The sequence below is a fragment of the Amycolatopsis sp. lyj-90 genome (assembly GCF_046549035.1).
GTDB lineage: Bacteria > Actinomycetota > Actinomycetes > Mycobacteriales > Pseudonocardiaceae > Amycolatopsis.
The window spans coordinates 131,510-157,358 of the sequence record NZ_JAJPWP010000016.1 but is presented as its reverse complement, the minus strand read 5'-3'; the positions used below and the strand labels follow the sequence as shown (position 1 = coordinate 157,358).

The 25,849-nt window shown below is 68.6% G+C and carries 23 protein-coding genes; 5 read left to right on the top strand and 18 right to left on the bottom strand.

What is annotated here, in order from left to right; genetic code table 11:
• Positions 1–164: 164 nt before the first annotated feature.
• Positions 165–287: a hypothetical protein gene (locus tag ACLJPX_RS42365; RefSeq protein WP_410605799.1), complete on the bottom strand. Its 123-nt coding sequence runs from the start codon at positions 285–287 to the stop codon at positions 165–167.
• 251 nt (positions 288–538) lie between these two features.
• Here ACLJPX_RS42365 and ACLJPX_RS42360 point away from each other — a divergent pair, with 251 nt between their 5' ends.
• On the top strand, positions 539–1,816 hold the full coding sequence (locus tag ACLJPX_RS42360; protein WP_410605798.1) for an MFS transporter: 1,278 nt from the start codon (positions 539–541) through the stop codon (positions 1,814–1,816).
• Here the strand turns inward: ACLJPX_RS42360 and ACLJPX_RS42355 are convergent.
• A complete protein-coding gene (locus ACLJPX_RS42355) occupies positions 1,775–2,734 on the bottom strand; it encodes a helix-turn-helix transcriptional regulator (protein WP_410605797.1) in 960 nt (319 codons plus the stop codon). The genes ACLJPX_RS42360 and ACLJPX_RS42355 overlap by 42 nt on opposite strands.
• Before the next feature lie 274 nt (positions 2,735–3,008).
• Here ACLJPX_RS42355 and ACLJPX_RS42350 point away from each other — a divergent pair, with 274 nt between their 5' ends.
• Entirely contained in the window at positions 3,009–3,473 is a 465-nt protein-coding gene (locus ACLJPX_RS42350) for a nucleoside deaminase (protein WP_410605796.1), read from the top strand.
• Here the strand turns inward: ACLJPX_RS42350 and ACLJPX_RS42345 are convergent.
• Positions 3,470–4,738 (bottom strand): GGDEF domain-containing protein, encoded by a 1,269-nt coding sequence (locus tag ACLJPX_RS42345; RefSeq protein WP_410605795.1) that lies wholly within the window; start codon positions 4,736–4,738, stop codon positions 3,470–3,472. The genes ACLJPX_RS42350 and ACLJPX_RS42345 overlap by 4 nt on opposite strands.
• Positions 4,739–4,961: 223 nt before the next feature.
• Between ACLJPX_RS42345 and ACLJPX_RS42340 the strand changes: the two genes are divergently transcribed.
• Positions 4,962–5,912: a chitinase gene (locus ACLJPX_RS42340; protein WP_410605794.1), complete on the top strand. Its 951-nt coding sequence runs from the start codon at positions 4,962–4,964 to the stop codon at positions 5,910–5,912.
• Between the two features lie 62 nt (positions 5,913–5,974).
• Here the strand turns inward: ACLJPX_RS42340 and ACLJPX_RS42335 are convergent, their stop codons facing one another.
• From ACLJPX_RS42335 to ACLJPX_RS42275, 13 genes are all read right to left on the bottom strand, one after another.
• The gene (locus ACLJPX_RS42335; protein ID WP_410605793.1) at positions 5,975–7,543 is read right to left on the bottom strand and encodes an amino acid ABC transporter substrate-binding protein; all 1,569 of its coding nucleotides are present in this window, start codon (positions 7,541–7,543) and stop codon (positions 5,975–5,977) included.
• A gap of 20 nt (positions 7,544–7,563) precedes the next feature.
• On the bottom strand, positions 7,564–9,591 hold the full coding sequence (locus tag ACLJPX_RS42330) for a hypothetical protein (protein WP_410605792.1): 2,028 nt from the start codon (positions 9,589–9,591) through the stop codon (positions 7,564–7,566).
• 177 nt (positions 9,592–9,768) lie between these two features.
• Complete coding sequence (locus ACLJPX_RS42325; RefSeq protein ID WP_410605791.1) at positions 9,769–10,299, bottom strand: hypothetical protein; 531 nt, start codon at positions 10,297–10,299, stop codon at positions 9,769–9,771.
• Positions 10,300–10,422: 123 nt separating this feature from the next.
• A complete protein-coding gene (locus tag ACLJPX_RS42320) occupies positions 10,423–10,692 on the bottom strand; it encodes a hypothetical protein (RefSeq protein WP_101606846.1) in 270 nt (89 codons plus the stop codon).
• 86 nt (positions 10,693–10,778) lie between these two features.
• The gene (locus ACLJPX_RS42315) at positions 10,779–11,420 is read right to left on the bottom strand and encodes a TetR/AcrR family transcriptional regulator (RefSeq protein WP_101606845.1); all 642 of its coding nucleotides are present in this window, start codon (positions 11,418–11,420) and stop codon (positions 10,779–10,781) included.
• Entirely contained in the window at positions 11,417–12,268 is an 852-nt protein-coding gene (locus ACLJPX_RS42310) for an SDR family oxidoreductase (protein WP_410605790.1), read from the bottom strand. Before ACLJPX_RS42310 ends, ACLJPX_RS42315 begins: the two co-directional genes overlap by 4 nt.
• 11 nt (positions 12,269–12,279) lie before the next feature.
• A complete protein-coding gene (locus ACLJPX_RS42305) occupies positions 12,280–13,449 on the bottom strand; it encodes an acyl-CoA dehydrogenase family protein (protein WP_101606843.1) in 1,170 nt (389 codons plus the stop codon).
• Positions 13,446–15,398, bottom strand: a complete 1,953-nt coding sequence (locus tag ACLJPX_RS42300) for a biotin carboxylase N-terminal domain-containing protein (RefSeq protein WP_410605789.1) — start codon at positions 15,396–15,398, stop codon at positions 13,446–13,448. The genes ACLJPX_RS42305 and ACLJPX_RS42300 overlap by 4 nt, the downstream gene beginning before the upstream one ends.
• 5 nt (positions 15,399–15,403) lie before the next feature.
• Complete coding sequence (locus ACLJPX_RS42295) at positions 15,404–17,002, bottom strand: acyl-CoA carboxylase subunit beta (RefSeq protein ID WP_410605788.1); 1,599 nt, start codon at positions 17,000–17,002, stop codon at positions 15,404–15,406.
• Positions 16,999–18,147 (bottom strand): acyl-CoA dehydrogenase family protein, encoded by a 1,149-nt coding sequence (locus tag ACLJPX_RS42290; RefSeq protein ID WP_101606840.1) that lies wholly within the window; start codon positions 18,145–18,147, stop codon positions 16,999–17,001. The genes ACLJPX_RS42295 and ACLJPX_RS42290 overlap by 4 nt, the downstream gene beginning before the upstream one ends.
• The gene (locus ACLJPX_RS42285) at positions 18,144–19,838 is read right to left on the bottom strand and encodes an acyclic terpene utilization AtuA family protein (RefSeq protein WP_410605787.1); all 1,695 of its coding nucleotides are present in this window, start codon (positions 19,836–19,838) and stop codon (positions 18,144–18,146) included. Before ACLJPX_RS42285 ends, ACLJPX_RS42290 begins: the two co-directional genes overlap by 4 nt.
• Positions 19,835–20,629 (bottom strand): TIGR03084 family metal-binding protein, encoded by a 795-nt coding sequence (locus tag ACLJPX_RS42280; protein ID WP_410605786.1) that lies wholly within the window; start codon positions 20,627–20,629, stop codon positions 19,835–19,837. The genes ACLJPX_RS42285 and ACLJPX_RS42280 overlap by 4 nt, the downstream gene beginning before the upstream one ends.
• A 150-nt stretch (positions 20,630–20,779) precedes the next feature.
• Entirely contained in the window at positions 20,780–22,195 is a 1,416-nt protein-coding gene (locus ACLJPX_RS42275; RefSeq protein WP_146044395.1) for a hypothetical protein, read from the bottom strand.
• Positions 22,196–22,369: 174 nt separating this feature from the next.
• On the opposite strand from ACLJPX_RS42275, the gene ACLJPX_RS42270 reads away from it, so the two are divergent.
• Together ACLJPX_RS42270 and ACLJPX_RS42265 are read left to right on the top strand one after the other, a co-directional pair.
• Positions 22,370–23,626, top strand: coding sequence for a DUF222 domain-containing protein (locus ACLJPX_RS42270; RefSeq protein WP_410605785.1), 1,257 nt, complete (start codon positions 22,370–22,372; stop codon positions 23,624–23,626).
• A gap of 163 nt (positions 23,627–23,789) precedes the next feature.
• Entirely contained in the window at positions 23,790–23,915 is a 126-nt protein-coding gene (locus tag ACLJPX_RS42265) for a hypothetical protein (protein WP_410605784.1), read from the top strand.
• Here ACLJPX_RS42265 and ACLJPX_RS42260 read toward each other — a convergent pair.
• Together ACLJPX_RS42260 and ACLJPX_RS42255 are read right to left on the bottom strand one after the other, a co-directional pair.
• Positions 23,909–24,910 (bottom strand): zinc-binding dehydrogenase, encoded by a 1,002-nt coding sequence (locus ACLJPX_RS42260; protein ID WP_410605783.1) that lies wholly within the window; start codon positions 24,908–24,910, stop codon positions 23,909–23,911. The two genes, ACLJPX_RS42265 and ACLJPX_RS42260, sit on opposite strands and share 7 nt — an antisense overlap.
• 46 nt (positions 24,911–24,956) lie before the next feature.
• Complete coding sequence (locus tag ACLJPX_RS42255) at positions 24,957–25,817, bottom strand: NAD(P)-dependent oxidoreductase (protein ID WP_410605782.1); 861 nt, start codon at positions 25,815–25,817, stop codon at positions 24,957–24,959.
• Positions 25,818–25,849: the final 32 nt, after the last annotated feature.

The window sequence follows — 25,849 nt, the reverse complement described above, 5'->3', positions numbered from 1 at the left end:
CTCAGCACCTCACGCGGGAACTGAGCGAGCATTCGGTCGTGATCAAGGTCGTCGCGGACAAGTCGATCGGCGCAACCGTTCGCGGCCTCGGTGAACTGGACGACGTTTGAACCGCGCCACCGTGCAGTTCAAACGGGTGACTCAGACCGTCGGCGCGTCCGCGCTCAAGCCCAGGCGCCGTGGGCCAGGCCCGGCCCATCCGAGGCGACCAGTTCGGTGTCGATCGCTGCGCCGATCGACCAAGATTTGACCGGGATGAAGAAGCTATCCGGCGCTCTGCCGGTCATTCGCACCTGGGCACAGCGCGCCCACACCACTGGAAGATCGTCACAATCTGTGACATTGGACCTGTCCGGAGGCAGCGTTCCGAGGGCGAATTCAGGACGCCTCGATAAGCCGCTACTGTCCACCACCCGACGAGCGCGCGGCGCAAACAGTAAATTTCTCTCCAGAAGCGCCGATCACGGCCTGGACGGCCTGGAGACGGCCTGAGGCGACCCGCAGCCCTAAAACCCCTGGTCACAGCCTTGCGTCAAAAATGTACGACTACTTCGTCTTCGGGATCGCCGCCGCCCTGGTCTTCGGGAAGACCTTCTTCCCCACCACCAACGCCGCGGCCGGTGTCCTCGCCTCGTTCGCGACCTTCGCGGTCGGCTTCCTCGCCCGGCCGCTCGGCGGGATCATCGCGGGCAGCATCGGCGACAAACGCGGCCGGAAACCCGTGCTGGTAATGGCGATCGCGCTGATGGGAGCGGCGACGACGCTGATCGGCCTGCTCCCCACCTACGACACGATCGGCATCGCCGCGCCGATCCTCCTGGTGCTGCTCAGGCTCGTGCAAGGTGTCGCGGTCGGCGCGCAGTGGGGTGGCGCGATGCTGCTCGCCACCGAGTACGCGCCGCCGGGCAAACGCGGTCTCTACGGCAGCCTGGTCCAGCTCGGCGTCCCGATCGGCGTGGTGCTGGCGAACACGGTGTTCCTGATCGCCGCGCAGGTCGCGCCACCGTCGGACTTCCTCACCTGGGCGTGGCGGATCCCGTTCCTGGTCGGCATCCTCGTGCTCGGGCTCGCCTGGTACATGCACGTCAAGATCGACGAGACCCCGGAATACCGCCGTGCCGAAGCGAAACTCACCGCCGAGGAACGCGGCCGCGCCAAGTCGCCGCTGCGCGACGTCATGCGCAACCACAAGGGCACCGTCCTGCTGGCGGGCGGCTCGTTCATGGTCAACACCGCCACCTTCTATATCCTGCTCAACGGCGTCCTCGACTACGCCACCCGCCATCTGGGGATGTCGCGGACCACCGTGCTCGTCGCGACCCTGTTGATCAGCACGCTGCAGCTGGCGATCATCCCGTTGTCGGCGAAACTGTCCGACCGCATCGGCAGGCTCAAGATCTACACCTTCGGCGCGGCGGGGGTCGCGCTCTGGGCGATACCGATGTTCCCGCTGATCGACACGGCGTCCCTGCCGCTGTTCGTGGTCGCCTCGTTCGTCGGGTCGCTGTTCCTGGGCATCATGTACGGCCCGCAGGCGGCGCTGTTCGCGGAGCTGTTCACCGCCGAGATGCGCTACACCGGCGCCTCGCTCGGCTACCAGATCAGCGCGGTCGTCGGCGGTGGGCTCGCGCCGTTCATCATGGTGCTACTGCTGGAATCCACCGGGACGTCGATGTCGGTTTCGCTCTACATCATCGTGCTGGCCCTGATTTCGCTCGGTTCGATCGGCCTGCTGGCCAAACGCGCCAAGCGAGCCGCACAGTCCACTTCGGACTCAGTCGACCGCCCGCGCGAAGCGGTCGGCGACCAGCCGTAGCCGCTCCTTGACCTCGTCCGGTGCCTCCTCCACCACGAAGTCGACGTCCCAGTGGGCGAGGTAATAAGGCATCACGGAAAGGTCGTTGGAGCCGACCCTGACCCGGCAGGTGTGCTCGTCGATGGCCTCGATCGTCCCGGCGGTCGGAGACACGTACTCGGCGAGCGCGTCCGCCGAGGCCTTCACCCGCAACACCATCTGGTGTGGATACGGCGACGACGTGATCCCCCGGGAGACATACGCGGCGAGGTCCTCGGCGGGCGGTTCCCTCGGCGTGAAACGGAAACTGGTGTCCGGGACGCCGTCGATACGGTCGACGCGGAAGGTCCGCCAGTCCTCGCGGTCGAGGTCGAACGCGACCAGGTACCATCGGCGGCCGGTGTGCACCAGGCGCAGCGGCTCGATGTAGCGCTCGCTGACGTCGCCGTGATGATCGCGGTAACCGAACCGGAGCCGCTGATGGTCACGGCACGCGGACGCGATGACCGTCAGCGCCTCCGCGTCGATGACCGGCACGGCGCCGCCGAGCGGGATCATCGCGGTGTTGAACGCGGTCACCCGGTGCCGCAGCCGGGCGGGCAGCACCTGCTCCAGCTTCGCGAGCGCGCGCACCGAGGTCTCCTCGATCCCCGACACCGTCCCGTTCGCGGCCGTACGGAGCCCGACGGCGACCGCGACGGCCTCGTCGTCGTCCAGCAGCAGCGGCGGCAGCGCGGCCCCCGCGCCGAGCCGGTAACCGCCCGCGACACCCGGCGTGGCGTGCACCGGGTAGCCCAGCTCCCGCAGCCGCTCGACGTCGCGCCGGACCGTGCGGACGTCCACCCGCAGCCTGTCGGCCAGATCGGCGCCCGGCCAGTCCCGCCGCGCCTGCAGCAGCGACAACAGCCTCAGCAGCCGGGCCGACGTGCCCGTGGTCATCGGTTCGCTCGCTTCATGAGGAGGAGTGTGGCAGACATCGAGGACAGTTCCGGTCCGCATTGGGGTCGCGAGTGGCGTTTCGGGTTAGAGCCGAAGGGTCCTAGATACCTGCTGTTTGCGGCTGGAGTTGGTCGCAGGTCCGTGAAGGCCTCCTTGCCTAGGTACATGAAGGCCCCCTTCCTGTACCTAGGCGCAAGGAAGGGGGCCTTCATGTACTGCGGGGGCGAGCCAGAACGGCAGTGACGTGGCGGGCCGAGTCTTGTGAGTCCGTAAGGTGAGTCCCGTGATCGATCCCGCACAACTCCTGTCCGTCGCCCGCGAGGAAGCCGAACTCGGCAAGGCCGAGGGCGGGGTCCCGATCGGCGCCGCGCTGTTCGACACCGCCGGCGTCCTGCTCGGCCGCGGGCACAACCGCCGGGTCCAGGACGGCGACCCGTCGATGCACGCCGAGACCTCCGCGTTCCGGAACGCGGGCAGGCGGCCGCACTACCGCGACGCGATCATGGTCACCACCCTCTCCCCCTGCTGGTACTGCAGCGGGCTGGTGCGCCAGTTCGGCATCGGCCGGGTGATCATCGGCGAGGCCGCCACCTTCGAAGGCGGGCACGGCTGGCTCGAGGAGAACGGCGTCGAGATCACCCTGCTCGACGACCCGGCGTGCACCGCGCTGATGACCGAATTCATCCAGGATCATCCGGAACTGTGGTTCGAGGACATCGGGGTCCCGACCGAAAACTAGTCGAGCGAATCCTCGGTCTCGAAGACGACGGTCCGGTTCCGCCCGGCCGTTTTCGCCGCGCGCAGCGCCTGATCCGCCGCGCCGATGAGCCTGTCGAGCGTCTCGCCGTCGGCTGGATGCGACGAGACCCCGATCGAAACGGTCGCCCCCGCGAACGTCCCACCCAGTGAGACGAACGTCGACGCGATCCGCAGCCGGATCCGTTCGGCGATCGCGTGCGCGTCGAACCGGGTCGTCCCGGGCAGCAGGACGACGAATTCCTCGCCGCCGAACCGGCCGACCAGATCCGCCGCGCGGACCTCCGCGCGCAAAGTGTCCGCTACGGCGCGGAGGACGTCGTCCCCGACGTGCCTGCCGTGCCGGTCGTTGAGCCGGGCGAAGTGGTCGAGGTCGAGCATCAGCAGCGACAGATCGGCGCCGCGGCCGCGAAGCAGGTCGAATTGGGTGCGGGCACCGTCCAACCAGGACGACGCGGTGAGCAGTCCGGTGCCGGCGTCCGTGCCCGCGTGGCCGCGCAGGGCGCGCATCGTTCCCGCCCGGTGCAGTACCACGAGCGCACCGGCGAGCACCACGGTGACGAACGGCCAGTCCACCGCCGACCAGGCGAGCAGCAATCCGAACGCGACCATCGCCGCGTCGAAGGCGAATCCCGAGGGTTCCGCCCCGAATTCGGCGGCGGGCGCGGCCAAAGCCGCATCGACGGACAGGAACACCAGGCCGGTCGCGAAAACCAGCGCGAAACTTTCGAAATCCCTTGCCCCGCCGGTGAACGGCGGCGCACCCAGCAGCACCGGGATGATCGAGGCACCGAGCGCCGAAAGCATGGTGGCGGAGGCCGCGAACACCTGACGGTGCGGGATTCCGCGCCGGATCCGGCACCAGCGATACCCCGCCGAGGCGACGACGAGCACGGCGGCCAGCGCGGGCGGCAGCAGCAACGCGCCCGCGAAGATCCAGGCCGCGTCCAGTCCGGCGCCGAGCCGGGTATCCGCGCGGGACCGCTCGACGGGACGCGAAAGCTCCGAGCTGAGGATCATTCCGGCCAGCAGACCGGAAAACGGGAGCAGTGACGACGGCGCGGGCGGCCGCAGCACGAAGAGGTACGTGGTGGCGGCCAAAGCGGCCGCGTCGACGAGGAGCAGGTACCCGATCAGGCCCCGCCTCGGCAGGTCCCACAGGCTCCAGGTCCCCAGTATTCGCCGCGGCGCGGCGAGCCGGTCTCTTCGGCCGCGGCTTCCGGTCGCCATCAGGGAGTCCCCCACCATTTCGGCAAACTAGCCGGTAATCGCGGAACTGTCGATCCGCTTTCCGGGTCATGACCCCCTACTAAGGTCGGTCGTTCCCGGCGGGAATTCCGGTGAATTATTGACAGTCCTCAATGGTCTAGTCCACTGTGAGAGAGCGCATCCTCCCGGTTGATACGCCGCGTCAAGACGGAGGTGCTCCACATCTGCGCGCATCGCTGCGCGCTTACCAGTTGGAGGACCTATGAAATCCTTACGACGCTGGGCAACACTGGCCACCACCGTCGGCGCCGCTCTCGCCACGGCCGTCGGCCTCGCCCCCGTCGCCTCGGCGGCCCCGGACGCGGTGCTGGCCTCGCCTTATCTGTACCAGTGGTCGGGACAGACGGACCCGATCGCCGCGATGAACGCCACCGGGGTCAAGGCCTTCACCCTCGCGTTCATCCTCTCCGACGGCGGCTGCAACCCGAAGTGGGACGGCAGCCGTTCGCTCACCGGCTCCGACGCCACGATGATCAACAACATCCGGGCCAAGGGCGGCGACGTCATCCCGTCGTTCGGCGGCTGGTCCGGCACGAAGCTCGGCACGAAGTGCACCACACCCGCGGCACTCGCCGGCGCGTACCAGAAGGTCATCGACGCCTACAAGCTCAAGGCGATCGACCTCGACATCGAGAACACCGACGAGTTCGAGAACTACACCGTCCAGGACCGGATCCTGAACGCCATCAAGATCACGAAGCAGAAGAACCCCGGCCTGCGCGTGGTCATCACCATCCCGACCGAGGTCGGCGGCCCCAACGCGACCGGCAAACGGCTGATCAACCAGTCGAAGGTGCTCGGCGCGGGCGTCGACGCGTGGTCGGTCATGCCGTTCGACTTCTCCAGCGGCGGTGACATGGCAGGCAAGACCCGCAGTGCCGTGGACGGGCTCAAGAACGTCGTGAAATCCACCTTCGCCCTGAGCGACGACGCGGCCTACCGGCGCAGCGGGCTCTCGTCGATGAACGGGAAGACCGACGTGGCGGGCGAAACCGTCAGCGTCGCCGACTTCCGGGCGATCCGCGACTACGCGGCGAGCAAACATCTCGCCCGGCTGTCGTTCTGGGCGGTGAACCGCGATTGCAACAACTGCGCGGGAATCACGCAGGGCAAGTACGACTACACGAAGATCGTGGCGGGTTACACCGGCTGACCATCGGCCTCGTGAGTGGTAAGGACGGTTCTAACCGGCCTTACCACTCACGAGGCCCGGCCTCAGTTTCCGCAGTCCGGCTTGGTGTTCAGCGGGCGCCCTCTCGACCACACGAGGTCGACCGGATGCACCGAACCGTCCGGGTCGATGGACAGGATCGGCAGCGCCTTGTCGAGCTGGTTCCCCGTCGCCTGGTCGAACGCGACGAACCCGGTGGCGCCGGGCACCGGCGAGTTGCAGTCGATACTGCGCAACACGTCGGGCACCGACACCGGATCCGCCGACACGTTCTGCACCGCCGCTTCGACCGCCGCGGCGACGGCGTCGTGCTCGATCATCGCGGCACCGTCCCACAGTTCCGCCTTGGGAAAACCGTGGGTACCGGTGAACTCGGCGACGAAGTTGTCGTAGTTCTTCTTGTACGTCGGATGCGCCGGATCCGACGTGAACATATCCCACTGGTCGGGATAGGCGAGCGCCGTGTAGCGGAGCCGGACGCTGATGTCCTTGTCCAGCGCCAAAGGTTTCCCGGCGAGGGTGCTCGCGTCGTCCCCGGTCATCACGGTCACCGAATCGAGCCCTTCACAGGCGCCGTCCCCGGCCAAGGCCGCCACGAGGGCACCGAGATCGAGCCCACGGCCGGCGAAGTAGATCAGGTCGGGTTTCGCACCGCAGATGTCGTTGTGCCACTTGCTGAACAGGCCCCGCAGATACACCTCGCGCGAGGTGTCGTTGTACGGCTTGACGTCGTAGGTCTTCGTGGAGACGACCGGGACCTTCGACGTGTTCTGGAAGGCCTCGGCGAGCGTGGTCGCGTAGGTGTCTTCCTTGCTGATCCCCTGGATCATCATCACGCGGCGGAAGCCGTGCGCGGAGATGTACCCGGCCGCCGCGCGGGCCTCGTCGGTGTTGGTCGGGCCCGCCCGGAAGAAGTTCTCGATCCGTGCGCCCTTCGGATCCGTGTTCATGTTGTCCGCGGTGGGGGTCGCGCCGATCGTGGCGATGCCGTGCCGGGACAGCTCCGCCACCAGCGCCCGGCTGTTCTCCGAACTGTTGCCGACGGCGGTGACCGCCACGATGCGCTGGGCCGCGGCCGCGGCGACGATCTCTTCGGCGGCGACGCGCCAGTGGTCGGCGTTGCTCCCGTAGTTGGCCAGCAGAAGCTTGATCCCCGGCGGCCCGTTCTTCGGCCAGGCGGCGGTGATCGCGCCCTGGACCTCACGGCGGATGAACGGGAACGGCTGACTGTCGACCTTCGGGTCCGGGGTGAGGTTCTCCAGTACCACGACGGTCTTGAAGTTCTCGCCCGCCGCCTCGTTGCGGCCCTTGATGAGCTTCTCCAGCGGGTCGAGCGGATCGTCGTCCCGCAGCGGACCGGAGTCGAGATTCAGCCCGACGCAGACGTACGACGAGCCGGTCGACTTCTCGTCCGCGCTCACCCTGTGCAATCCGGCACCGCAGGACTCCCACGGTCTCGTCACCGCCACCGTGACGCCCACCAGCACGATCACGACCACGATCAGCAGAAATCGATGACGGCGTGCCCAGCCGTGGGGCCGCACCGGCGGACCCGTCGCCACGCGTTCACGGGCGCCGGGCATACGGGTTCTCAACGAATCGAGCCAGGACATGACGGGGTTCCGTTCGGGGTTCAGGGAAATTCGCCGCGACGGGCGAGTTCTTTGGCCGACACGAGCGCGCCGACGTCGGGGCGATGCGAAGTGGTGGCCAGCGCGGCGAACGCGTTCGCGATCACCTGGTGCTGGTCCTGCCCGCGGACCGCGAAGGGGTTGGCGGTCAGCCAGCCCGCCGCGATGAGCCGGGCGACGTTGTTCCGGATCTCGGACCGATCGGCGGGGCTGCGTGCGTTGTCCAGGTTGACGAGTTCGTCGTACAGCTCCGCGTGATCCCGTCCGGGCGGGAGATCGTCCGGCGCGTTCAGGACCAGCTCGAGCTTCGCGACCCAGTCCGCGTGCGGGATCCGGTTGAATTCCCGCTCGAAGAAGGTGACCACCGCGTCGATGTCGCCCAGCGCGAGGTTGCAGTAGGCGAGGCGCACCGGATCCTGTGCGGTGTCCGGGTCGTCGCGCAGGGCCGTGAACTGGTCGGTGTAGGTCGGCCCGTCCCCGCGCCGGGCCAGCGCGGACACCAGGTTCGCGGCGATCCACGGATGCAGGGCCGCCTGGTCCTCGGTCGTGCCCGCCGAGTTCTTCGCCGTCACCCACAGCGCGGTGCGCAGCTCGGTCAGGATCCGCCCGACGTGCGGCTGGTCGATGCGGCTCTGCGCGGCGTCCGGGATCAGCCAGGGCGCGGTCGCGAACGGGGCCGCGGTCACGAAGTCGTCGAGACTCACGTCGTCGAGGTGCTCGGTCAAGCCGAGTTCGGCCAGCCTGCGGTAGCAGGGATCCGGCCCGGCATGGGGATCGGTGGTGAGCAGGTCTCGGTCGCCTTCCCGCACCTCGCTCGCCCGCAACCGCTTGGAGAGCTGCTCGACCGCCGACGGCAGTCCTCCGGTCGCCCGGTGCGCGAGCGCGACCTTCGGGGTCAGCGCCCCGGAATCGAGGACGCGCGCGATCCGCCCGATCGACTGGGACGAGAGCCGGACCGGGTAGTAGGGCGATTCGAGCGCGCCGTTGGCCACGTTCGCCCAGTCGTCGTACGAAGCCTCTTCGCAGTCCACCATCGGCCGGACGGCGGGCGGAGCGCCGGAGGCGGGTTTCCACGGCGCCAGCCACGCGGTGCCCCAGTCTTCGTGCCACCGCCCGCTGGTGGCGACGACCAGCAGCGCGTCGTGGGCCTCGCGGTCGTTCGGATGCTGGACGGCGTACCGTTCCCGTGCGGTGATCAGGTCGGCCAGGAACTCGGTCCCGCCGGCGTGGTCGACGTCGTCGAGGGCCACCACCCAGTTGTGCCAGTGCCTGCGCTGCTGCGAGAGGTCACAGGTGCAGGGGCTCTTCTCCTCCGGTTTGGCCAGCCGAGGATGGTTCGCCCGGACGTCGCCGAGGAACGCCGCCATCACCCATTCGGTGACCGCCTTCCCGTCACGGGCGTTGCCGTGCGCGAGCCGGTTGAGTTCGAGCAGCGCGTCGTACGGGGACCTGCCCTCGGCGTTCGGGAAGTCGGCCAGCGATCGCACCGCCGCCTTGTCGAGTCTCCGCCGGATGTTCCGGACCAGATGCGGGAACGTCTGGCGGAACAATTCCGCGTACGGGGGTTCGACGAGACCGATCGCCGTCGCCGTCTCGGTCAGCGTTTTGAGCGCCCTGTCCATCGCGGGGGTCCAAAAGATTCCGTAAAAACTGTTGATCAGCACCTTCAGTTGCGCCAGGTCTTCGTCACGATTCCGCCCGGGAAGCTCCGCCTGGACTGCGATCAACGCAAGAGTGAAACGAACGAACTGCGGTTTCGGCCGATTCCGCCATTTGTTCGAAAACGAGTAGGCCAGTTTCGTGAGCACGTCGATCGTGCCGGCCTTGCCGCCTTGCCCGAACTCGAATCCGGCGTGCACGACGCCCCAGCCCAGGTCACGCCGGATCGCTTCCAGTGCCGTGGTCTTTCCCGAACCGACCGGTCCGAGCAGCAGCGTCACCGGCTGCTGACGGGACGGGTTCCCCGTCTCGCGGTTGATCAGCATTCTCCGGGCGAGCTGCACCGCGGGAGAATGTCGGTCCGCACTCATTTTTCCTGTTCAGCCCCTAGCTGTGATCCGGAAGGGAATGGAGAATGCGGACCATCGTAGGTACTTGATCGGAGCCGGGGCACAGGAAGTTCCGCACCAGACACGAACGGACGAAATCCGGGGAAAATCGTAATTTTCGGTCGACGGTGAGCGATACCGCCGCTCACCCGAACGGCGCTATCCGCCCCATTGCGGCAGGCGGCCGCCGCCTCGATAACCGTCGTAATACCAGTCGTAGTACCAGTCGTTGTCGGGGTGACCGGCGCGCGGATCCCGCCGTTCCTCGGGAACCGGGTCCGGTGTCGGCGTGGGAGACGGGGTCTCCGAGCCGTTCATCGACGCGGTCAGTGGCGGCGGGGGCGCGACGCTGCCGCCGGACGGCCCGGACGGGGCGGGCGAGGGCACCGCGTCATCCGGGACCTCGACCGCCTGCGGCGCGATGGTCAGCGACGGCGGCGGGAATGGCATCCCCGGGATGACCTCGGCCGAATCGGCCGGGGTGAGCAGCACGGCCAGCAGGCCGCCGAGGACGACACCACCCGCCGAAAGCGCGGAGATGCGCCGGAGCTTCCCGCTTCCGGGACCGGCGGTCTCCGGCGCCCGGTGCTTCGGCCCGCGCGGTCCCCGGCGACGGGGTGCCGCACCGGCTTCCCGCATCAACTCGCTCAGGGCGTCCCCACCGTTGTCGCGGCGAGCCGTGCGTGCCATCGGCACCTCCAAACCCCGGTCCGTCGCTCAGCGCGACGACCTCAACCCGGGGTGGATCCTAGGAACGCGGGAGCCGGTTGTAAACGGTTGCCCGTCCACAGCGGACAGACGTGCGGCGAAAGGTCAGGCAGCTGCGGTGACCGCGATCGCGGCCTCGCCCGCTTCGGTCAGCTCTGCGGGCACACGACCGGTGACGGCGGAGAGGCCGGTGGACTCGGCGGGGCGGATGTAACCACCGTGGGCGAGGGCGTGCGCGGTCATCTGGTCACAACAGGCGAACCCGTCGATGAAGAGGTCCGGCTCGCAGCTGCACGACATCTGGGCGCGGCGGGCCGCGACCGCTCGCAGCATCGCCATGGCTCGATGGGACAACTCGACCTCTGAACCGGACACCGGAACACACCTCTTTCGATCGGCTGCCTGATCAGCAGCACTTACACCGTGTTATCGGTCGCTGCTCCATCAGTGTTAACAAGATCTCAGACGTTCCCGGGAATCTCTACGTTCCGTTCGATCTTCTTGCTTTTCGCCAGTGCCAAAGTGGGCTCCAGGACACTGGCCCACTGCGCGACGATCTGCTTGCGGCGCCTCGTGTCGTCGGTCAGCAGATTGGCCAGCCCCAGGCCGCGGGCAAGATCGAGAGTGGCCTGGACCAGCTCACGAACGCCCTGGTGGGACTCGTCGACGCCGAAGAGTTCGACCGTCACCCGATGTGCTTCCCGGCCGACCCGCGCCTCCAGCGGCACCAGGGTCGCGCGCAGCCCTTCGTCGGTCGACGCCGCGACCCACAGGTGGAGCGCGGCCCGGAACATCGGCCCGCTGTAGAGGTTGAGCACCATGTCGACGGCCCGTTCGATCCGCGACCGCCCCGACGGCAGTTCCGCGGCGCGGGCGCGCAGTTCCACGATCTGGATCTCGCCGACGTGCTCGACCGCGGCCGCGACCAGGTCTTCCCTGGTCGGGAAGTGGTGCTGCGCGGCACCACGCGAGACCCCGGCGCGTTCGGCGATGACCGCCACCGTGGTCCCGTTCCAGCCCAGCTCCCCGATCGTCTCGACGGCGGCCTCGACCAGCCGCCGCCGGGTCGTGCGGCTGCGCTCCTGCTGCGGTTCGCGGATCATGGCCCTGATTCTGGAGTACGACTTTCGACCCAGAAGTCGAGCTGCAGGTCTTCCTCGGACCCGCCGACGCGGTACTTCGCGAAGTCCGTGACCCCCTCGGCGGCGAGCACCTCGTCGTCGAGGTAGAAATTCCCCGTCGCCTCGGCGCTCGGTTTGGTGAGGATCGCGTGCGCTGCATCCGCCATGATCTCCGGCGTCCGCGACTTCGCCGCCAGTTCGGCGCCGACGACGTTGCGGATCGCCGCGGTGTCGATCGTCGTCCGAGGCCACAGCGAGTTCGCCGCGATCCCGAACTGCCGCAGTTCCGCCGCGAGCCCGACGGTCACCAGGCTCATCGAGTACTTCGCGATGCTGTACGCGAGATGCCCGGCCTGGAACCACTTCTCGTCGAGGCTGATCGGCGGCGAGAGCGTCAGGATGTGGGCGTTCTCCGCCAGCTTCAGATACGGGATGGCGAGCTTCGACAGCAGGAACGAGCCACGCGCGTTGATGTCCTGCATCAGGTCGTAGCGCTTCATGCTGACCGACTCGGTCGGCGTCAGATCGATCGCGCTCGCGTTGTTGAGCACGATGTCGATGCCGCCGAACTGCTCCGCGGTCCGCGCGATCGCGGCCTCGACCGAGGTGTCGTCGCGGACGTCGCCGACGATCGGCAGCGCCTGCCCGCCCGCGTCCTCGATCGCCTTGGCCGCGGTGTAGACCGTGCCGGGCAGTTTCGGATGCGGCTCGGCGGTCTTGGCCAGCAGCGCGATGTTCGCCCCGTCGCGGGCCGCGCGGATCGCGATGGCCTCGCCGATCCCGCGGCTGCCGCCGGAGATGACGATCGTCTTGCCGTGCAGCGTGCTCATGGGAACGCCTCTCAGTAGGACCGGGGCAGGCCGAGGCTGTGCTGGCCGACGAAGTTGAGCACCATCTCGCGGCTCACCGGCGCGATGCGGCCCAGCCGGACGGCCGTGACCAGCGTGCCCAGCCCGTATTCGCTGGCGAGCCCGTTGCCGCCGTGGGTCTGCACGGCCTGGTCGACCGCGCGGATGGCGACCTCGGCGGCCGCGTACTTCGCCATGTTCGCCGACTCGCCCGCGCCGAAGTCGTCGCCGGAGTCGTAGAGCGAAGCCGCCTTCTGCGTCATCAGCTTGGCCAGTTCCAGCTCGATCTTGATCTCGGCCAGCGGATGCGCGAGCCCCTGGTGACTGCCGATCGGCGCGCCGCCCCACACCTTGCGCTCGTTGGCGTAGGCGACGGCCTTGGACAGCGCGTACCGCGCGATGCCGAGCGAGAACGACGCGCCCATGATGCGTTCGGGGTTGAGCCCGGCGAACAGCTGCGCGATCGCCGCGTCCTCCTCGCCGACCAGCGCGTCGGCGGGCAGGTGGACGTCGTCGAGGAACAGGCCGAACTGCTTCTCCGGCGAGACGATGTCCATCTCGATCTGCTTGTACTCGAAACCGGGCGCGTCGGTCGGGACGATGAACAGCGCGGGCTTGAGCTTGCCGGTCTTCGAGTCCTCGGTGCGGCCGACGACCAGGACGGCGTCCGCCTCGTCGACACCGGAGATGTAGACCTTCCGTCCACTGAGGACCCAGTCGCCGCCGTCGCGTTTCGCGGTGGTGGTGATCTTGTGCGAGTTCGACCCGGCGTCGGGTTCGGTGATCGCGAAGACCATCCGCCTGCTGCCGTCGGCGATCCCGGGCAGCCAGCGCTTCTTCTGCTCGTCGGTGCCGAAGCGCGAGATGACCGTGCCGCAGATCGCCGGCGAGACGACCATGAGCAGCAGCGGACTGCCCGCCGCGGCGAGTTCCTCCAGTACCGCGGCGAGATCGGCGATGCCCGCTCCTCCGCCGCCATACTCCTCGGGCAAGTTCACGCCGAGGTAGCCGAGCCGTCCGGCCTCGGCCCACAGTTCCTCGGTCTTGAGCCCGGCGCGGGCCTGCTTGGCGTAGTACTCGTACCCGTACTTCTTGCCGAGTTCGGCGACCGCGGCCCGCAGCGCGACGCGCTCCTCGGGCTCGGTGAAGTTCATCGCGTTCATTCGTTCTCTCCTACCACCGCGAGGATCGTGCCCACTTCGACCTGCTGCCCGACGACAACCGGCAGTTCCGTCACGACGCCGTCTGCGGGCGCCGCGATCCGGTGTTCCATCTTCATCGCTTCCAGCCACAGCAACGGATCACCGGTCTTGACCGTGTCACCGGCCTCGACCGCGAGCCGGACGACGGTGCCCGGCATCGGCGCCACCAGCGAACCGGCGGCGAGTGCCGCGTCCGGATCCGCGTACCTCGGCACCACGGTCAGTTCCACGGTGCCTTCCGGCGAATCGACGTACACGGCGCCGTCGTACCTCGCGACGGCGAACTTCCGCCGCACCCCGGCGACCTCCAGGACGACACCGTCGCCTTCGGCCGAAACGAGTTCGACGCCTTCGAAGCCCTCGGCACGCAGGCCGTCACGGGTGAGCGTGTAGACGACCTCGATCTCGTCTTCGCCTTGACGAAAACGTTTGCGCTGTCCCTGGGAGCGGACGTTGCGCCAGCCGCTCGGCAGCCTTCCCTGGACCTGGGCTCCTGAGCGGTTCACCGCGGCACCCGCCAAAGCGGCCGCCAGCGCGGAAATCCGTACGGTGTCCACAGTGGCCAGTGGCTTCGCCAGCGTGTCGAGCCCGTGCCGGTCGAAGAACGCCGTGTCGGTTTCACCGGCCAGGAACGCCTCGTGCCGCAGGACGTTCACCAGCAGGTCGCGGTTGGTCACCACGCCGTGGATCTCGGCGCCCGCCAGCGCACCGGCCAACGCCCGCGCCGCGCTCCGGCGGTCCGGGGCGAAGGCGATCACCTTGGCGAGCATCGGGTCGTAGTGCACACCGACGGTCTGGCCGCTGACGAAGCCGGAGTCGAGCCGGACACCCGGGCCCACCTCGAATTCCCGCTGGGTGGCGGGAATCTCGAACCGGTGCAGCGTGCCGCTCTGCGGCTGCCAGCCCGCGGCCGGGTCTTCGGCGTAGAGCCGGACCTCGATCGCGTGGCCCCGCGTCTCCGGCTCGTCGATCGGCAGGTGCTCACCTTCGGCGATCCGCAGCTGCAGCGCGACGAGGTCGAGGCCGGTCGTGGCCTCGGTGACCGGGTGCTCGACCTGGAGCCGGGTGTTCATCTCCAGGAAGTAGAACCGCCCGTCCGGTCCGGCGAGGAACTCGACCGTGCCGGCGCCGACGTAGTCGATCGCCTGCGCGGCCTTGCGCGCCGCGTCGAACAGGGCCTCCCGCATCGCTTCGTCGACGAACGGCGACGGCGCCTCCTCGACGACCTTCTGGTGGCGGCGCTGGATCGAGCATTCCCGCTCCCCCACCGCCCACACCGTGCCGTGGGTGTCGGCGAGCACCTGGACCTCGATGTGGCGTCCGGTCTCCAGGTACCGCTCGCAGAACACGGTCGCGTCGCCGAAGGCCGAAGCGGCCTCCGCGCTCGCCCCTTCGACGGCCTCGGCGAGTTCGCCGAGCGAGCGCACGACGCGCATCCCGCGTCCGCCACCACCGGCGGACGCCTTGACCAGCAGAGGAAGGTCGGCTTCGGTGACCTCGGCCGGGTCCAATTCGGACAGGATCGGGACACCGGCGTCGGCCATCATCCGCTTGGACTCGACCTTGGAGCCCATGCTCTCGATGGCTTCCGGCGGCGGGCCGACCCAGGTGAGCCCGGCGTCGATCACGGCGCGGGCGAACCCGGCGTTCTCCGACAGGAAGCCGTAGCCGGGGTGGATCGCGTCGGCGCCGGTTTCGACGGCCGCCTTGATCAGCAGTTCGGCCCGCAGGTAGGTGTCGGACGGCGCGTTGCCGGGCAGCCGGACCGCGATGTCGGCCTCGGCGGTGTGCGGCGCGTCGGCGTCCGCGTCGGAGAACACCGCGACCGTGCCGATCCCGGCGTCGCGGCAGGTGCGGAACACGCGGCGGGCGATCTCCCCGCGATTGGCGACCAGAAGTTTCTCGATCATGCCGCTCACATCCTGAAGACGCCGAAGCCTTCGGCGCCCTTCACTGGTCCATTGTGGATCACGGACAGGCTGAGCCCGAGCACCGTGCGGGTGTCGCGGGGATCGATGATCCCGTCGTCGTAGAGCATTCCGGAGAGGAACATCGGCATCGACTCCAGCTCGATCTGCCCCTCCACCATGGCGCGCATGGCGGCGTCGTGCTCCTCGTTGTAGTCCTGGCCGCGCGACGCGGCGGCGGCGCGGGCCACGATGGACAGCACGCCCGCCAGCTGCTGCGGCCCCATGACCGCGGATTTCGCGCTGGGCCAGGCGAACAGGAAGCGGGGGTCGTAGGCCCGGCCGCACATGCCGTAATGCCCGGCGCCGTACGAAGCGCCCATGAGCACCGACAGATGCGGCACCTTCGAGTTCGACACGGCGTTGATCATCATCGCGCCGTGCTTGATGATGCCGCTCTGCTCGTACTCCTTGCCGACCATGTAGCCGGTGGTGTTGTGCAGGAAGACCAGCGGGGTGTCGATCTGGTTGGCCAGCTGGATGAACTGGGCCGCCTTCTGCGACTCCTCGCCGAAGAGCACGCCTTGGGCGTTGGCGAGGATGCCGACCGGGTAGCCATGGATGCTCGCCCAGCCGGTGGCGAGACTGCTGCCGTACAAGGGTTTGAACTCGTCGAAGTCCGAGCCGTCGGCGACCCTGGCGATCACCTCGCGCGGGTCGAACGGCACCTTGAGATCGGTGGGCACGATGCCGAGCAGGTCTTCGGCGGAGTACAGCGGCTCGGCGTAGTCCGGTTTCGGCGTCGGGCCCTGCTTGCTCCAGTTGAGCCGTTTGACGATGCTCCGGCCGAGCCGGATCGCGTCCTCTTCGTCGGCCGCGAGGTAGTCGGCGAGGCCCGACGTGCGGGCGTGCATTTCGGCACCGCCGAGCGATTCGTCGTCGGACTCCTCACCGGTGGCCATCTTGACCAGCGGCGGCCCGCCGAGGAACACCTTCGCGCGTTCCTTGACCATCACGACGTAGTCCGACATGCCGGGCAGGTACGCACCGCCGGCGGTCGAGTTGCCGAACACCAGCGCGATCGTGGGCACCTTGGCCGCCGAAGACCGCGTGATGTCGCGGAAGATCCGGCCGCCGGGGATGAAGATCTCCTTCTGCGTCGGCAGATCCGCGCCGCCGGACTCGACGAGGTTGATCACCGGCAGGCGGTTCTGCGCGGCGATGTCCGCGGCGCGGTAGCTCTTCTTGGCCGTCCACGGGTTGCTCGCCCCGCCTTTGACCGTGGGGTCGCTCGCCGAGATCATGCACTCGACGCCTTCGACCACGCCGATCCCGGTGATCACGCTGGCGCCGACCTGGTAGTCCGAACCCCAGGCCGCCAGCGGCGAAAGCTCCAGGAACGGCGAGTCCTCGTCGAGGAGGAGCTCGATCCGCTCGCGGGCGAGCAGCTTGCCGCGTTTGCGGTGCCGGGTGACGTACTTCTCGCCGCCGCCCGCGATCGCCTTGGCGTGCTCGCCGTCGATCTCGGCCAGTTTGCCGAGCATGGACTCACGATTGGCGGCGAACTCCTCGCTGCGTTCGTCCACTGTGGACCTGATGGTGCTCATGCGGTGTATCCCAATCGCTTCGCGGCCAGGCCGGTGAGGATCTCGTTGGTCCCGCCACCGATGCCGAGGATGCGCACGTCACGGTAGTGACGCTCCACTTCGGACTCCCGCATGTAGCCGAGTCCGCCGTGCAGCTGCACGGCCTCGTTGACCACCCATTCGGCGGTCTCGACGGCGGTGTTCTTCGCGAAACAGGCTTCGGCGATGACCTCTTCGCCCGCGACGTGGCGTTGGGCGACCTGCCGGGTGTACGTCCGGGCGACGTCGATCTTGCGGGCCATCTCGGTGAGCTTGTGCTGCACCAGCTGCCGGGAGATCAGCGGACGGCCGAAGGTCTCGCGCAGGCGGCACCAGTCCAGCGTCAGGTCGAGTGCTCGTTGAGCGTGCGCGTAGCCCTGCACCGCCAGCGAGACCCGCTCGGTGACGAACTGCGTGGCGACCTGTGCGAACCCGCTGTTCTCGGCGCCGACCAGGTTCTCCGCGGGCACCCGGACGTCCACATAGGACAACTCGGCGGTGTCCGAGCAGAGCCAGCCCATCTTCTCCAGCTTGCGGGACACGGTGAAGCCAGGCGTGCCGCGCTCGACGACGATGAGCGAGATCCCGTGCGCGCCGGATTCCCCGGTGCGGACCACCGTGGTCACGAAGTCCGCGCGGCAGCCCGAGGTGATGAACGTCTTGGCACCGTTGACGACGTACTCGTCGCCCTCGCGCACCGCGGTCGTGCGGATCCCCGCGACGTCGGAGCCGCCGTCGGGTTCGGTGACCGCCAGCGAGCCGATCTTGGCGCCTTCCAGCGCCGGCCGGACCCAGCGTTCGATCTGCACGGGATCGCCGGCCGCCGCGATGTGCGGGACGGCGATTCCGCAGGTGAACAGCGAGGCGAAGAGCCCGCCGGAACCGCCCGCGTAGTGCAGTTCCTCGGCGATGACCACGGCGTCGAGATAGTCGCCGCCCCCGCCGCCGACCTCCTCGGGGAAGCCGACGCCGAGCAGCCCGAGTTCCCCGGCCTTGCGGTGCAGTTCGCGGGGCAGTTCGCCCTCGCGCTCCCAGCCTTCGAGGTGCGGCAGGATCTCGGTTTCGGCGAACCGCCGGACGGTCTTGCGCAGCTCGGCGCGTTCCGGCGTCGAGAAGGGGTCGGTCACAGGAAAGCCTCCGGGATGTCGATCTCGCGGGAGCGCAGCCATTCCCCGAGCGCCTTCGCCTGCGGGTCGAACCGCGCCTGCGACGCGACGCCTTCGCCGAGAATGCCCTCGACGACGAAGTTGATCGCCCGCAGGTTCGGCAGGAGATGCCGCCGGACCTCGAGGTCCGCGGTCTCCGGGAGCAGCAGTTTGAACTCGGTGACGGTGAGCCGGTGGGCGAGCCAGCGCCAGGCCTCGTCGGACCGCGCCCAGACGCCGACGTTCGCGTTGCCGCCCTTGTCGCCGCTGCGGGCGCCGATCACCTTGCCCAGCGGCGCCCGGCCGACCTGCGCCTGGGTGAACGGGGCGGGCAACCCGTATTCGTCCACATCGGACAATTCGAGGGTGTCGGTGGCTTGCGCGATGTCGCGCCGCGTCCCGTCCGGCAAGACCGCGACGTGCGGAACCTCTTGGGCGTCGACGAAAGCGGCCCGGTACACGCCATAGGGCGAGGCGGCCGAGGGTGGCGCGGTCACGTGGAAGCCGGGGTAGCTCGCCAGCGCGAGCTCGATCGCCGCACCGCTGAACGCGCGCCCGGCGATCTCCGGATCGGCGTCCTTCACCGCGACATGCAGCAACGCGCTCGCCTGCTGCTCGGTTTCGGCGTCGGGCCGGTCCGTGCGGGCCAGCGTCCAGCGGACCTCGGCGGGCGGCCGCGCTTTGAGCGCGCCTTCGAGTTGTTCCTTGACCAGCGCGGCTTTCGCTTCGATGTCCAGTCCGGTGAGGACGAACGTCGTCTCGTTGCGGAAGCCACCGAGGCCGTTCAGGCAGACCTTGAGCGTCGGCGGCGGGGGTTCGCCGGTGACGCCGCTGATCCGGACACGGTCCGGGCCGTCGTCGGTCAGCGTCAGCGTGTCGATCCGCGTCGTGACGTCCGGCCCGGCGTAGCGGGCGCCGGTGATCTCGTAGAGCAGTTGAGCGGTGACGGTTCCGGTGTTCACCACGCCACCGGTTCCGGGATGTTTGGTGATCACGCTGGAACCGTCGGCGGAGATCTCGGCGATCGGGAAGCCCGGGACACCGATCTCGTGCTCGGTGAAGAACGCGTAGTTGCCGCCGGTGGCCTGGGTGCCGCATTCGATCACGTGCCCGGCCACGACCGCGCCCGCCAGCGCGTCGTAGTCGTCGCGCGCCCAGCCGAAGTGCGCGGCGGCGGGACCGACGATCACCGAAGCGTCGGTGACCCGGCCCGTCACCACGATGTCGGCGCCCGCGTTCAGGCATTCCGTGATCCCCCACGCGCCGAGATAGGCGTTGGCGGTCAAGGTCTTGCCGAACCCGAGCTCTTCGGCACGCTGGACGAGGTCGTCACCCTCGACGTGCGCGATGGCGACGTCGACACCGAGTTTCGCGGCCAGCTCACGGAGTGCCTCCGCGAGCCCGGCGGGGTTGAGCCCACCGGCGTTCGCGACGATCTTGACGCCCTTTTCCTTGGCCAGCGCGAGATTTTCCTCCATCTGGCGGAGGAAGGTCTTGGCGTAACCGCGGTTCGGGTCCTTCATCCGGTCCCGGCCGAGGATGAGCATGGTCAGCTCGGCCAGGTAGTCACCGGTCAGCACGTCGAGCGGTCCACCGGTGAGCATCTCGCGGACGGCGGAGAACCGGTCGCCGTAGAACCCGGAGGCGTTGCCGATCCTGATCGGCGCCGTCATGCGAACTGCCCCGGCTGCCGTCCGGCTCCGGGAGGTCCGGCGAAGGCCTGCGCGATCCCGAGCCACTCCTCGACGTCGGCGCCGGTGGCGACCAGGTCGGTGTCGTCAGGATGACGGCGCTGGGTGATGACGAGGCAGAAGTCGACGGCGCTGCCGGTGAGCCGTTGCTCGGCGCCCTCGGGCCCGAACGCCCAGTTCGTGCCGTCAGGCGCGGTGAGCTCGACCCGGAACTCCTCGGCGGGCGGGGCGAGCGCGTTGAGCTTGTAGGCGAAGTCGCGGGTGCGCGTGCCGAAGCGGGCGATATGCCAGATCCGGCCGGTGTTCTCGCGTGCGACGCCGAGCGCGTCGAAGATGTCCTGACCGTGCGCCCAGGTCTCCATCAGTCGCGCGGTCACCATGGAAGCCGCGCTCATCGGCGGGCCGTACCAGGGGATCTTCTGCCCGTCTGGCACCGCGGCGAGGGCTTCGGCCAGCTCCTCGCGGACGGCTCGCCATTCGGCCAGCAGTTCACGGGGCGGCGTCTTCGCGCCCTCGGCGGCACCGTCGTCGACGTAGGTCTCCCCTGTCGCGAGGAGCCCTTCGATCTCGGCCTGCCACTCGGCCTCGGACCCGCGCGCCGCGATCAGCGCCTTCCGGTCCGTCCAGGCCAGATGGGCTATCTGATGGGCGATCGTCCAGCCTTCGGCCGGGGTCTTCCGCGCCCAATCCGACGCGGGCAGGTCCGCCACCACGTCGTCGATGGCCTGCGTTTCCGCCGCGAGATCCCCAAGGATCACGCCAAGGTCAGCCATGCCCGCCTCCTCGCGTCCTCCTCAGGCTGGCACCCTCCGACAGAAAAATCAAGCACGCCTGATTGTTTTGACGGGAGCTGAAGGGGCCCTTCACCGCATCCGACGCGGTGAAGGGCCCCTTACCTGCATGTCACGCGGGGAAAGGCCCCTTCAGCCCCCGTAGAGGGCGCCGACCGCGGCATGGACCGAAGTCGAGTACACCGGGTCGTACGTATGGCGTCCGGCCAGGACGTCGCCGCCCTTACGGCTGTAGGTCCAGCCGCCGTCGGCCTCGAAGCCGGGGTTCGCGACGTGGCAGCCGGTCAGGCTGATGTCGTCCATCCGCGCGGTGACCGAGTAGTTGGTGACGGCCTTCTTCTCGTACAGCCGCAAAGTGAGCGTCGCCGACCCACCGCTCAAGCGCGGCGTGAGGTCGACCGGCGACGAGGTGTACCAGTCGCTCCCCTCGCTGGCGACGTCGCGCTCCCACACCTGCGTCCCGCCGACGATCGCCTGTTTCGCGTGATACCCGGGCGGGCTCGTGGCAGGCCGGTCGTCGGTGTGCCACACGACCATCCGGCACGACGTCGACCCGGCGTCGAGGCGGACGGTCGCACTCGCGGCCGCGTAGTCCCCCGCGGTCGTGGCGTTGTCGGGGTGCACGGTGAATACCAGCGCGCTGTTCCCGGCGTGCGCGACGCGTTCGTCACTGGACTGCGGTCGCCCGGGCGTCAGCGGCAGGGCGTACTGGATGACGCCGTCGAGCTTCCCCGCCGCCGCGTACTCCAGGCCGACCGCGGTCACCGCGCGGACGTACTCGACGTCAGGGGTGATCGTGGTGCGCGACAACGTGGAGGCGTACACCATCAGGATGGCCTTGCGGCTCTTGCCCGCGAGCCGCGCGACGATCTGGTCCAGCTGCGGGCGGAGGCTCCCGGTCCACAGCGTGTTGCGGTACGGGTCGTCGCGGAAGGGCAGGATGAGACTGTCGATGCTCGCCGCGTAAGTGTCCACAAAGGACTGCGTGACCGCGTTGGCGTACACCACCGGATAGAAGTCCAGCCCCGGCTGGATCGCCCGGGCGGCGGTCCTCATCCTGGCGGTGTAGTCCTTGGTGAAGGTGGCCGTGTTGGCGTTGAAATCGTCCATCGCCCAGGCCTTCAGCACCGGGAAGCGTACCGAGAGCCGGGCGATCGCCTGCCCCCACGCGACGTAGTCCTTCTTGTAGGGCAGGTACTCCGCGCAGCTCGTGCCGCCGGGGCACTCGGTCGGCGGGACCAGGTAGACCCAGACCGCGAGGCCGCTCGCCTGCGCGGCGGGCAGGAACTCCTGCTCCAGATCACCCCAGTCGGTGGACTTGTTGACCAGGAACGCGTACGTGTCCGCGTTCATCGCCCGGAGCCGGTCCACGGTCGCCCGCGCGTCGACGTGCCCGTCCGCCTTGCGTACGGGATTGGCGTAACTGGCACGGATCCCCGGCGCGGGCGCCGCTTCGGCGGGCAACGCGAGCAGCGAACCCAGGAGCGCCAGCAGCAGCGCGACCACGGACCATCTCCCGGCCTGCCGCGAGGACAAGGGTGTCGTCATGGTCCCGAGCCTGCCGGGATCGCGCATAAGTTCCGTACACGCCCACAGGCCAATCACAAGACTCTGCGTAGTGCATTCACCATCTTTTGTTCCCCATCGAGTGAAATGACCCCCACCTGCCCGCTACGCAAATCGGGCTAGTACAGGTGTTCGAAACGACGTAGCATTGATCCCGTGGCCAGCGAAAACAGTCCTCAGGCGGCGTGCACCGAGTGGTGGCGTGCTGATGCTGCGACACTGCATGCCCGTAAGCAGGAAATCGAGGTCCTGAAGCGTCAATTGGACGCGGAGCAGTACGCGATCTTGGCGGAGTTGAATTCTCGTGGGATTCGTGGGTGCACGGGACATTCGACGTTGATGGGGTTGATCCTTGAGGACTTCCACGTGTCGGAGAAGGAAGCCTCAGCCCGTGCGGATCGTGCCCTGGCGTTGCATCCCGGGGCGGCCATCGGCGGGGGCGTCGTGCCACCGCTGGCTCCGTTGACCGCCGAAGCCGCTGCCGAAGGTGCGATCGGGGGAGGTCAGATCGATGCGATCATCGGCGCTCTCGCCCTGGTCCCCTCCTTTGTTCCTGCGGAGGAGGTGCGGGCCGGGGAGAAGATCTTGGTTGATTTGGCTCGCCGGGCTGGGCCGAAGGAGATCGTGACGGCCGGGCGTCGGATGCTGAACACGATGGATCCCGACGGCAAAGAGCCCCGCGACAAGGGCCCGAAAGACGCCCGTCCGGAGTTGCGGTTCATCAAGCATCGTGACGGCACGCTCGGGTTCGCGGGAACGCTGGATCTGGAAACCTATGCGCGGTTGAAGTCCGATCTCGATCCGCTGGCCAAGCCGCACAAGGCCGTCGATGGTGTCAGAGACTCCCGCGGCCAAGGCGAGCGTTATGGGGACGCGTTCGCCGACTACGTACGACTCAAGACCGCCAGCCCCGACCTTCCCGGCCAGGCCGGGGAGTCGACCCAGATCCTGGTGACCATGGCCTACGAGGATCTGATGAACGAGGTCGGCGACGGCCTCCTCGACCTCGTCGGTCCGATCAGTGCCACCGACGTCCGGATCCTCGCCTGCGATGCCCGGATCCGGCCCGTCGTTCTGTCCGGCGCAGGGCAGCCGCTGGATGTGGGGCGGTCCAGCCGGTCCGCCACCACCCCGCAGAAACACGCCCTGAAGATCCGCGACGGTGGCTGTGCGTTCCCTGGCTGCGATATGCCGGTGCAGCGTTGCACCGCCCATCACATAGTTTTCTGGCGACACCGAGGCGAAACGAAGATCGACAATCTGGTGCCGCTCTGCGCGAGACACCATCGGCTGATCCACAAAAGCGAGTGGAAAGTCCAGATCGCCCAAGACGGACTACCTGAATTCACCGCACCCGCTTATCTTGATCCGACAGGGGAACCAAGGCGCAACACGATGCATCTGCGGGTATAGGCCGACGACAACAAGGGTGCCGAGATTCACGCCACCGTAGTCCACTATGGACTAACGGAGTTCACCGCGCCTTCCCAATTCCCTCATCACCGCGGGTCGCCAACCGAACAAGCTGCCGCGCGACGTCACCCAGACGCCCCCGAGCCCAGGTACCGTAGGCGAGATGCGCAAACGGGACGGCCTGGGCGGCCTCGCGGTGCTGCTCGTCCTGATCGCGATGATCGTGCTGGTGACGGCACTCCTGGTCTTCGGCGTCCTGGCCGCGACGAACTACCTGCCGCGTCACTGATCGGCAGCCTCCCGCGGGTGCACGGCGATGGCGATCTTGCCGCGCGGGCGGCCGCGGCCCTCCCCGGCCGAGCCGCCTTCCAACAGTGTGTGCGCCTGCGCGATGTCGTCCAGCGGGACCACGGCGCCGATCACCGGCCTGAGTTCTCCCTTGTCGACCAGGCGGCCGATGGCTTCGAGCTTCGCCCTGCCGGGGCTGACGAAGACGAAGTGGTAGGTCGCGTTCACGGCCCACGCGGCGAGCAGGTTCTGCGGTTCGGGAATGTCCACGATGGACACCACGCGGCCACGGTCGGCGAGGACCTCCGGGCTGCGGGCGAGGGTGTCCCCGCCCACCGTGTCCAGCACGACGTCCACTCCGCCCAGCTCGCGGACCCGCGGCACGTAGTCACCGGCCGAGAAGTCGATCGCGGTGCCGGCCCCCAGTCCGGTGACGAACTCGTGATCCCTCGCCCGCGCGGTGGTCACCACCTCGGCTCCGAGCGCGGCGGCGACCTGGACGGCGATCGAGCCGACTCCGCCCGCCCCGCCGTGCACCAGGACCCGTTCCCCGGGCCGCACGGCGGCACGTTCGACCAGCGCCTCCCACACCGTCATGCCCACGAGCACCAGACCGGCGGCCTCGACGTGCGACAACCGTGCGGGCTTGCGGGCGACCAAGTCCTGGTCGACCACGTGGAATTCGGCGTAGGTCCCCTGCCCGGCGAAGATCGGCGCCAGGTACCAGACCTCGTCGCCCGGCTGGAAGTCGCCCGCCCCGGGGCCGGTCTCGACCACCACGCCGGACACGTCGTTGCCGATCACCGCGGGCAGCTCCAGCTCGTCGCGGTAGTCACCGCGCCGGGTCTGCAGGTCGAGCGGGTTCACGGACGTGGCCAGCACGCGCACCAGTACCTGACCGGGTCCGGGAGCGGGCCTCGGCAGCTCTCGGACGGCGAACGCGGTGTCCGCGTCACCGAAGCGGACGAGTTCCACCGCGCGCATCGAAGTCGACATGCGTCAACCTTATATCGCAATATCTCGAATCGTAAATATGTGTGACCTACTCCCCCGTTCGCTCGAACTCCCGGATCAGCACGGGGTACTGCTCCCCGCCGTGCCCGGCGGCGATCGCGCGGTCGGCCATCGCCTTGATGAGCTTCGGCAGTTCGGCGTTCACGCCCAGCGCCTCGCTCTCCTCGACCATGTGCGCCATCGCCCGCACGTCGGTCTCCAGGGCCGACACCTCCGCCGGGAACGAGCCCTGGTCGACCTGCTCGGCATAGCCGGGCAACCAGCCCGCGACGCCGACGGCGATCTGCTGCGCGAAGGTCGCGTACGTCGCGGCGTCGACACCGGCGGTCCGGAGCATCGCGGTGCCCTGGAGCCACGCGTTCAGGACGCTCCACATCATGGTCAGGCCGGCGACGTCGTACAGGGCCGCCAGTCCGTGATCCTCACCGAGATGGGAGATCGTGCCGAGCGCGCCGAGGTCGAAGTCCGGCTCCGGCCCGCTGAGCAGGATCACCGCCTCCTCCGTCCCGATCGACGACGGGATGGCCATGATCGCGCCGTCCAGGTACCGGGCACCCTGTTTTTCCGCCCAGGCGGCGGTTTCCCGCGCCTGCGCCGAGTCGCCCGAGGTCAGGTTGACCAGGGTCGTGCCCTCCAGTCCGGCATCGCCGAGCAGGTCGCGCACGGCCGAGTAGTCGGTGAGGCAGACGACGGTCAAGCCGCCGGCGGCAAGGGCGTCGCCGACCGTCGGCGCCAGGTGAGCGCCCGAGGCGACCAAGGAGCCGGCCTTGGCGGCCGTCCGGTTCCACACGGTCGTGGGATGCCCGGCCTTCAGGAACGCTCCGGCGAGCGCCTGGCCCATCAGCCCGAGGCCGATGACCGTGATCGGGGTGTTCGCGTTGTCAGTCATGGCAACATCGTCAACGTTGATACCGGTATGAA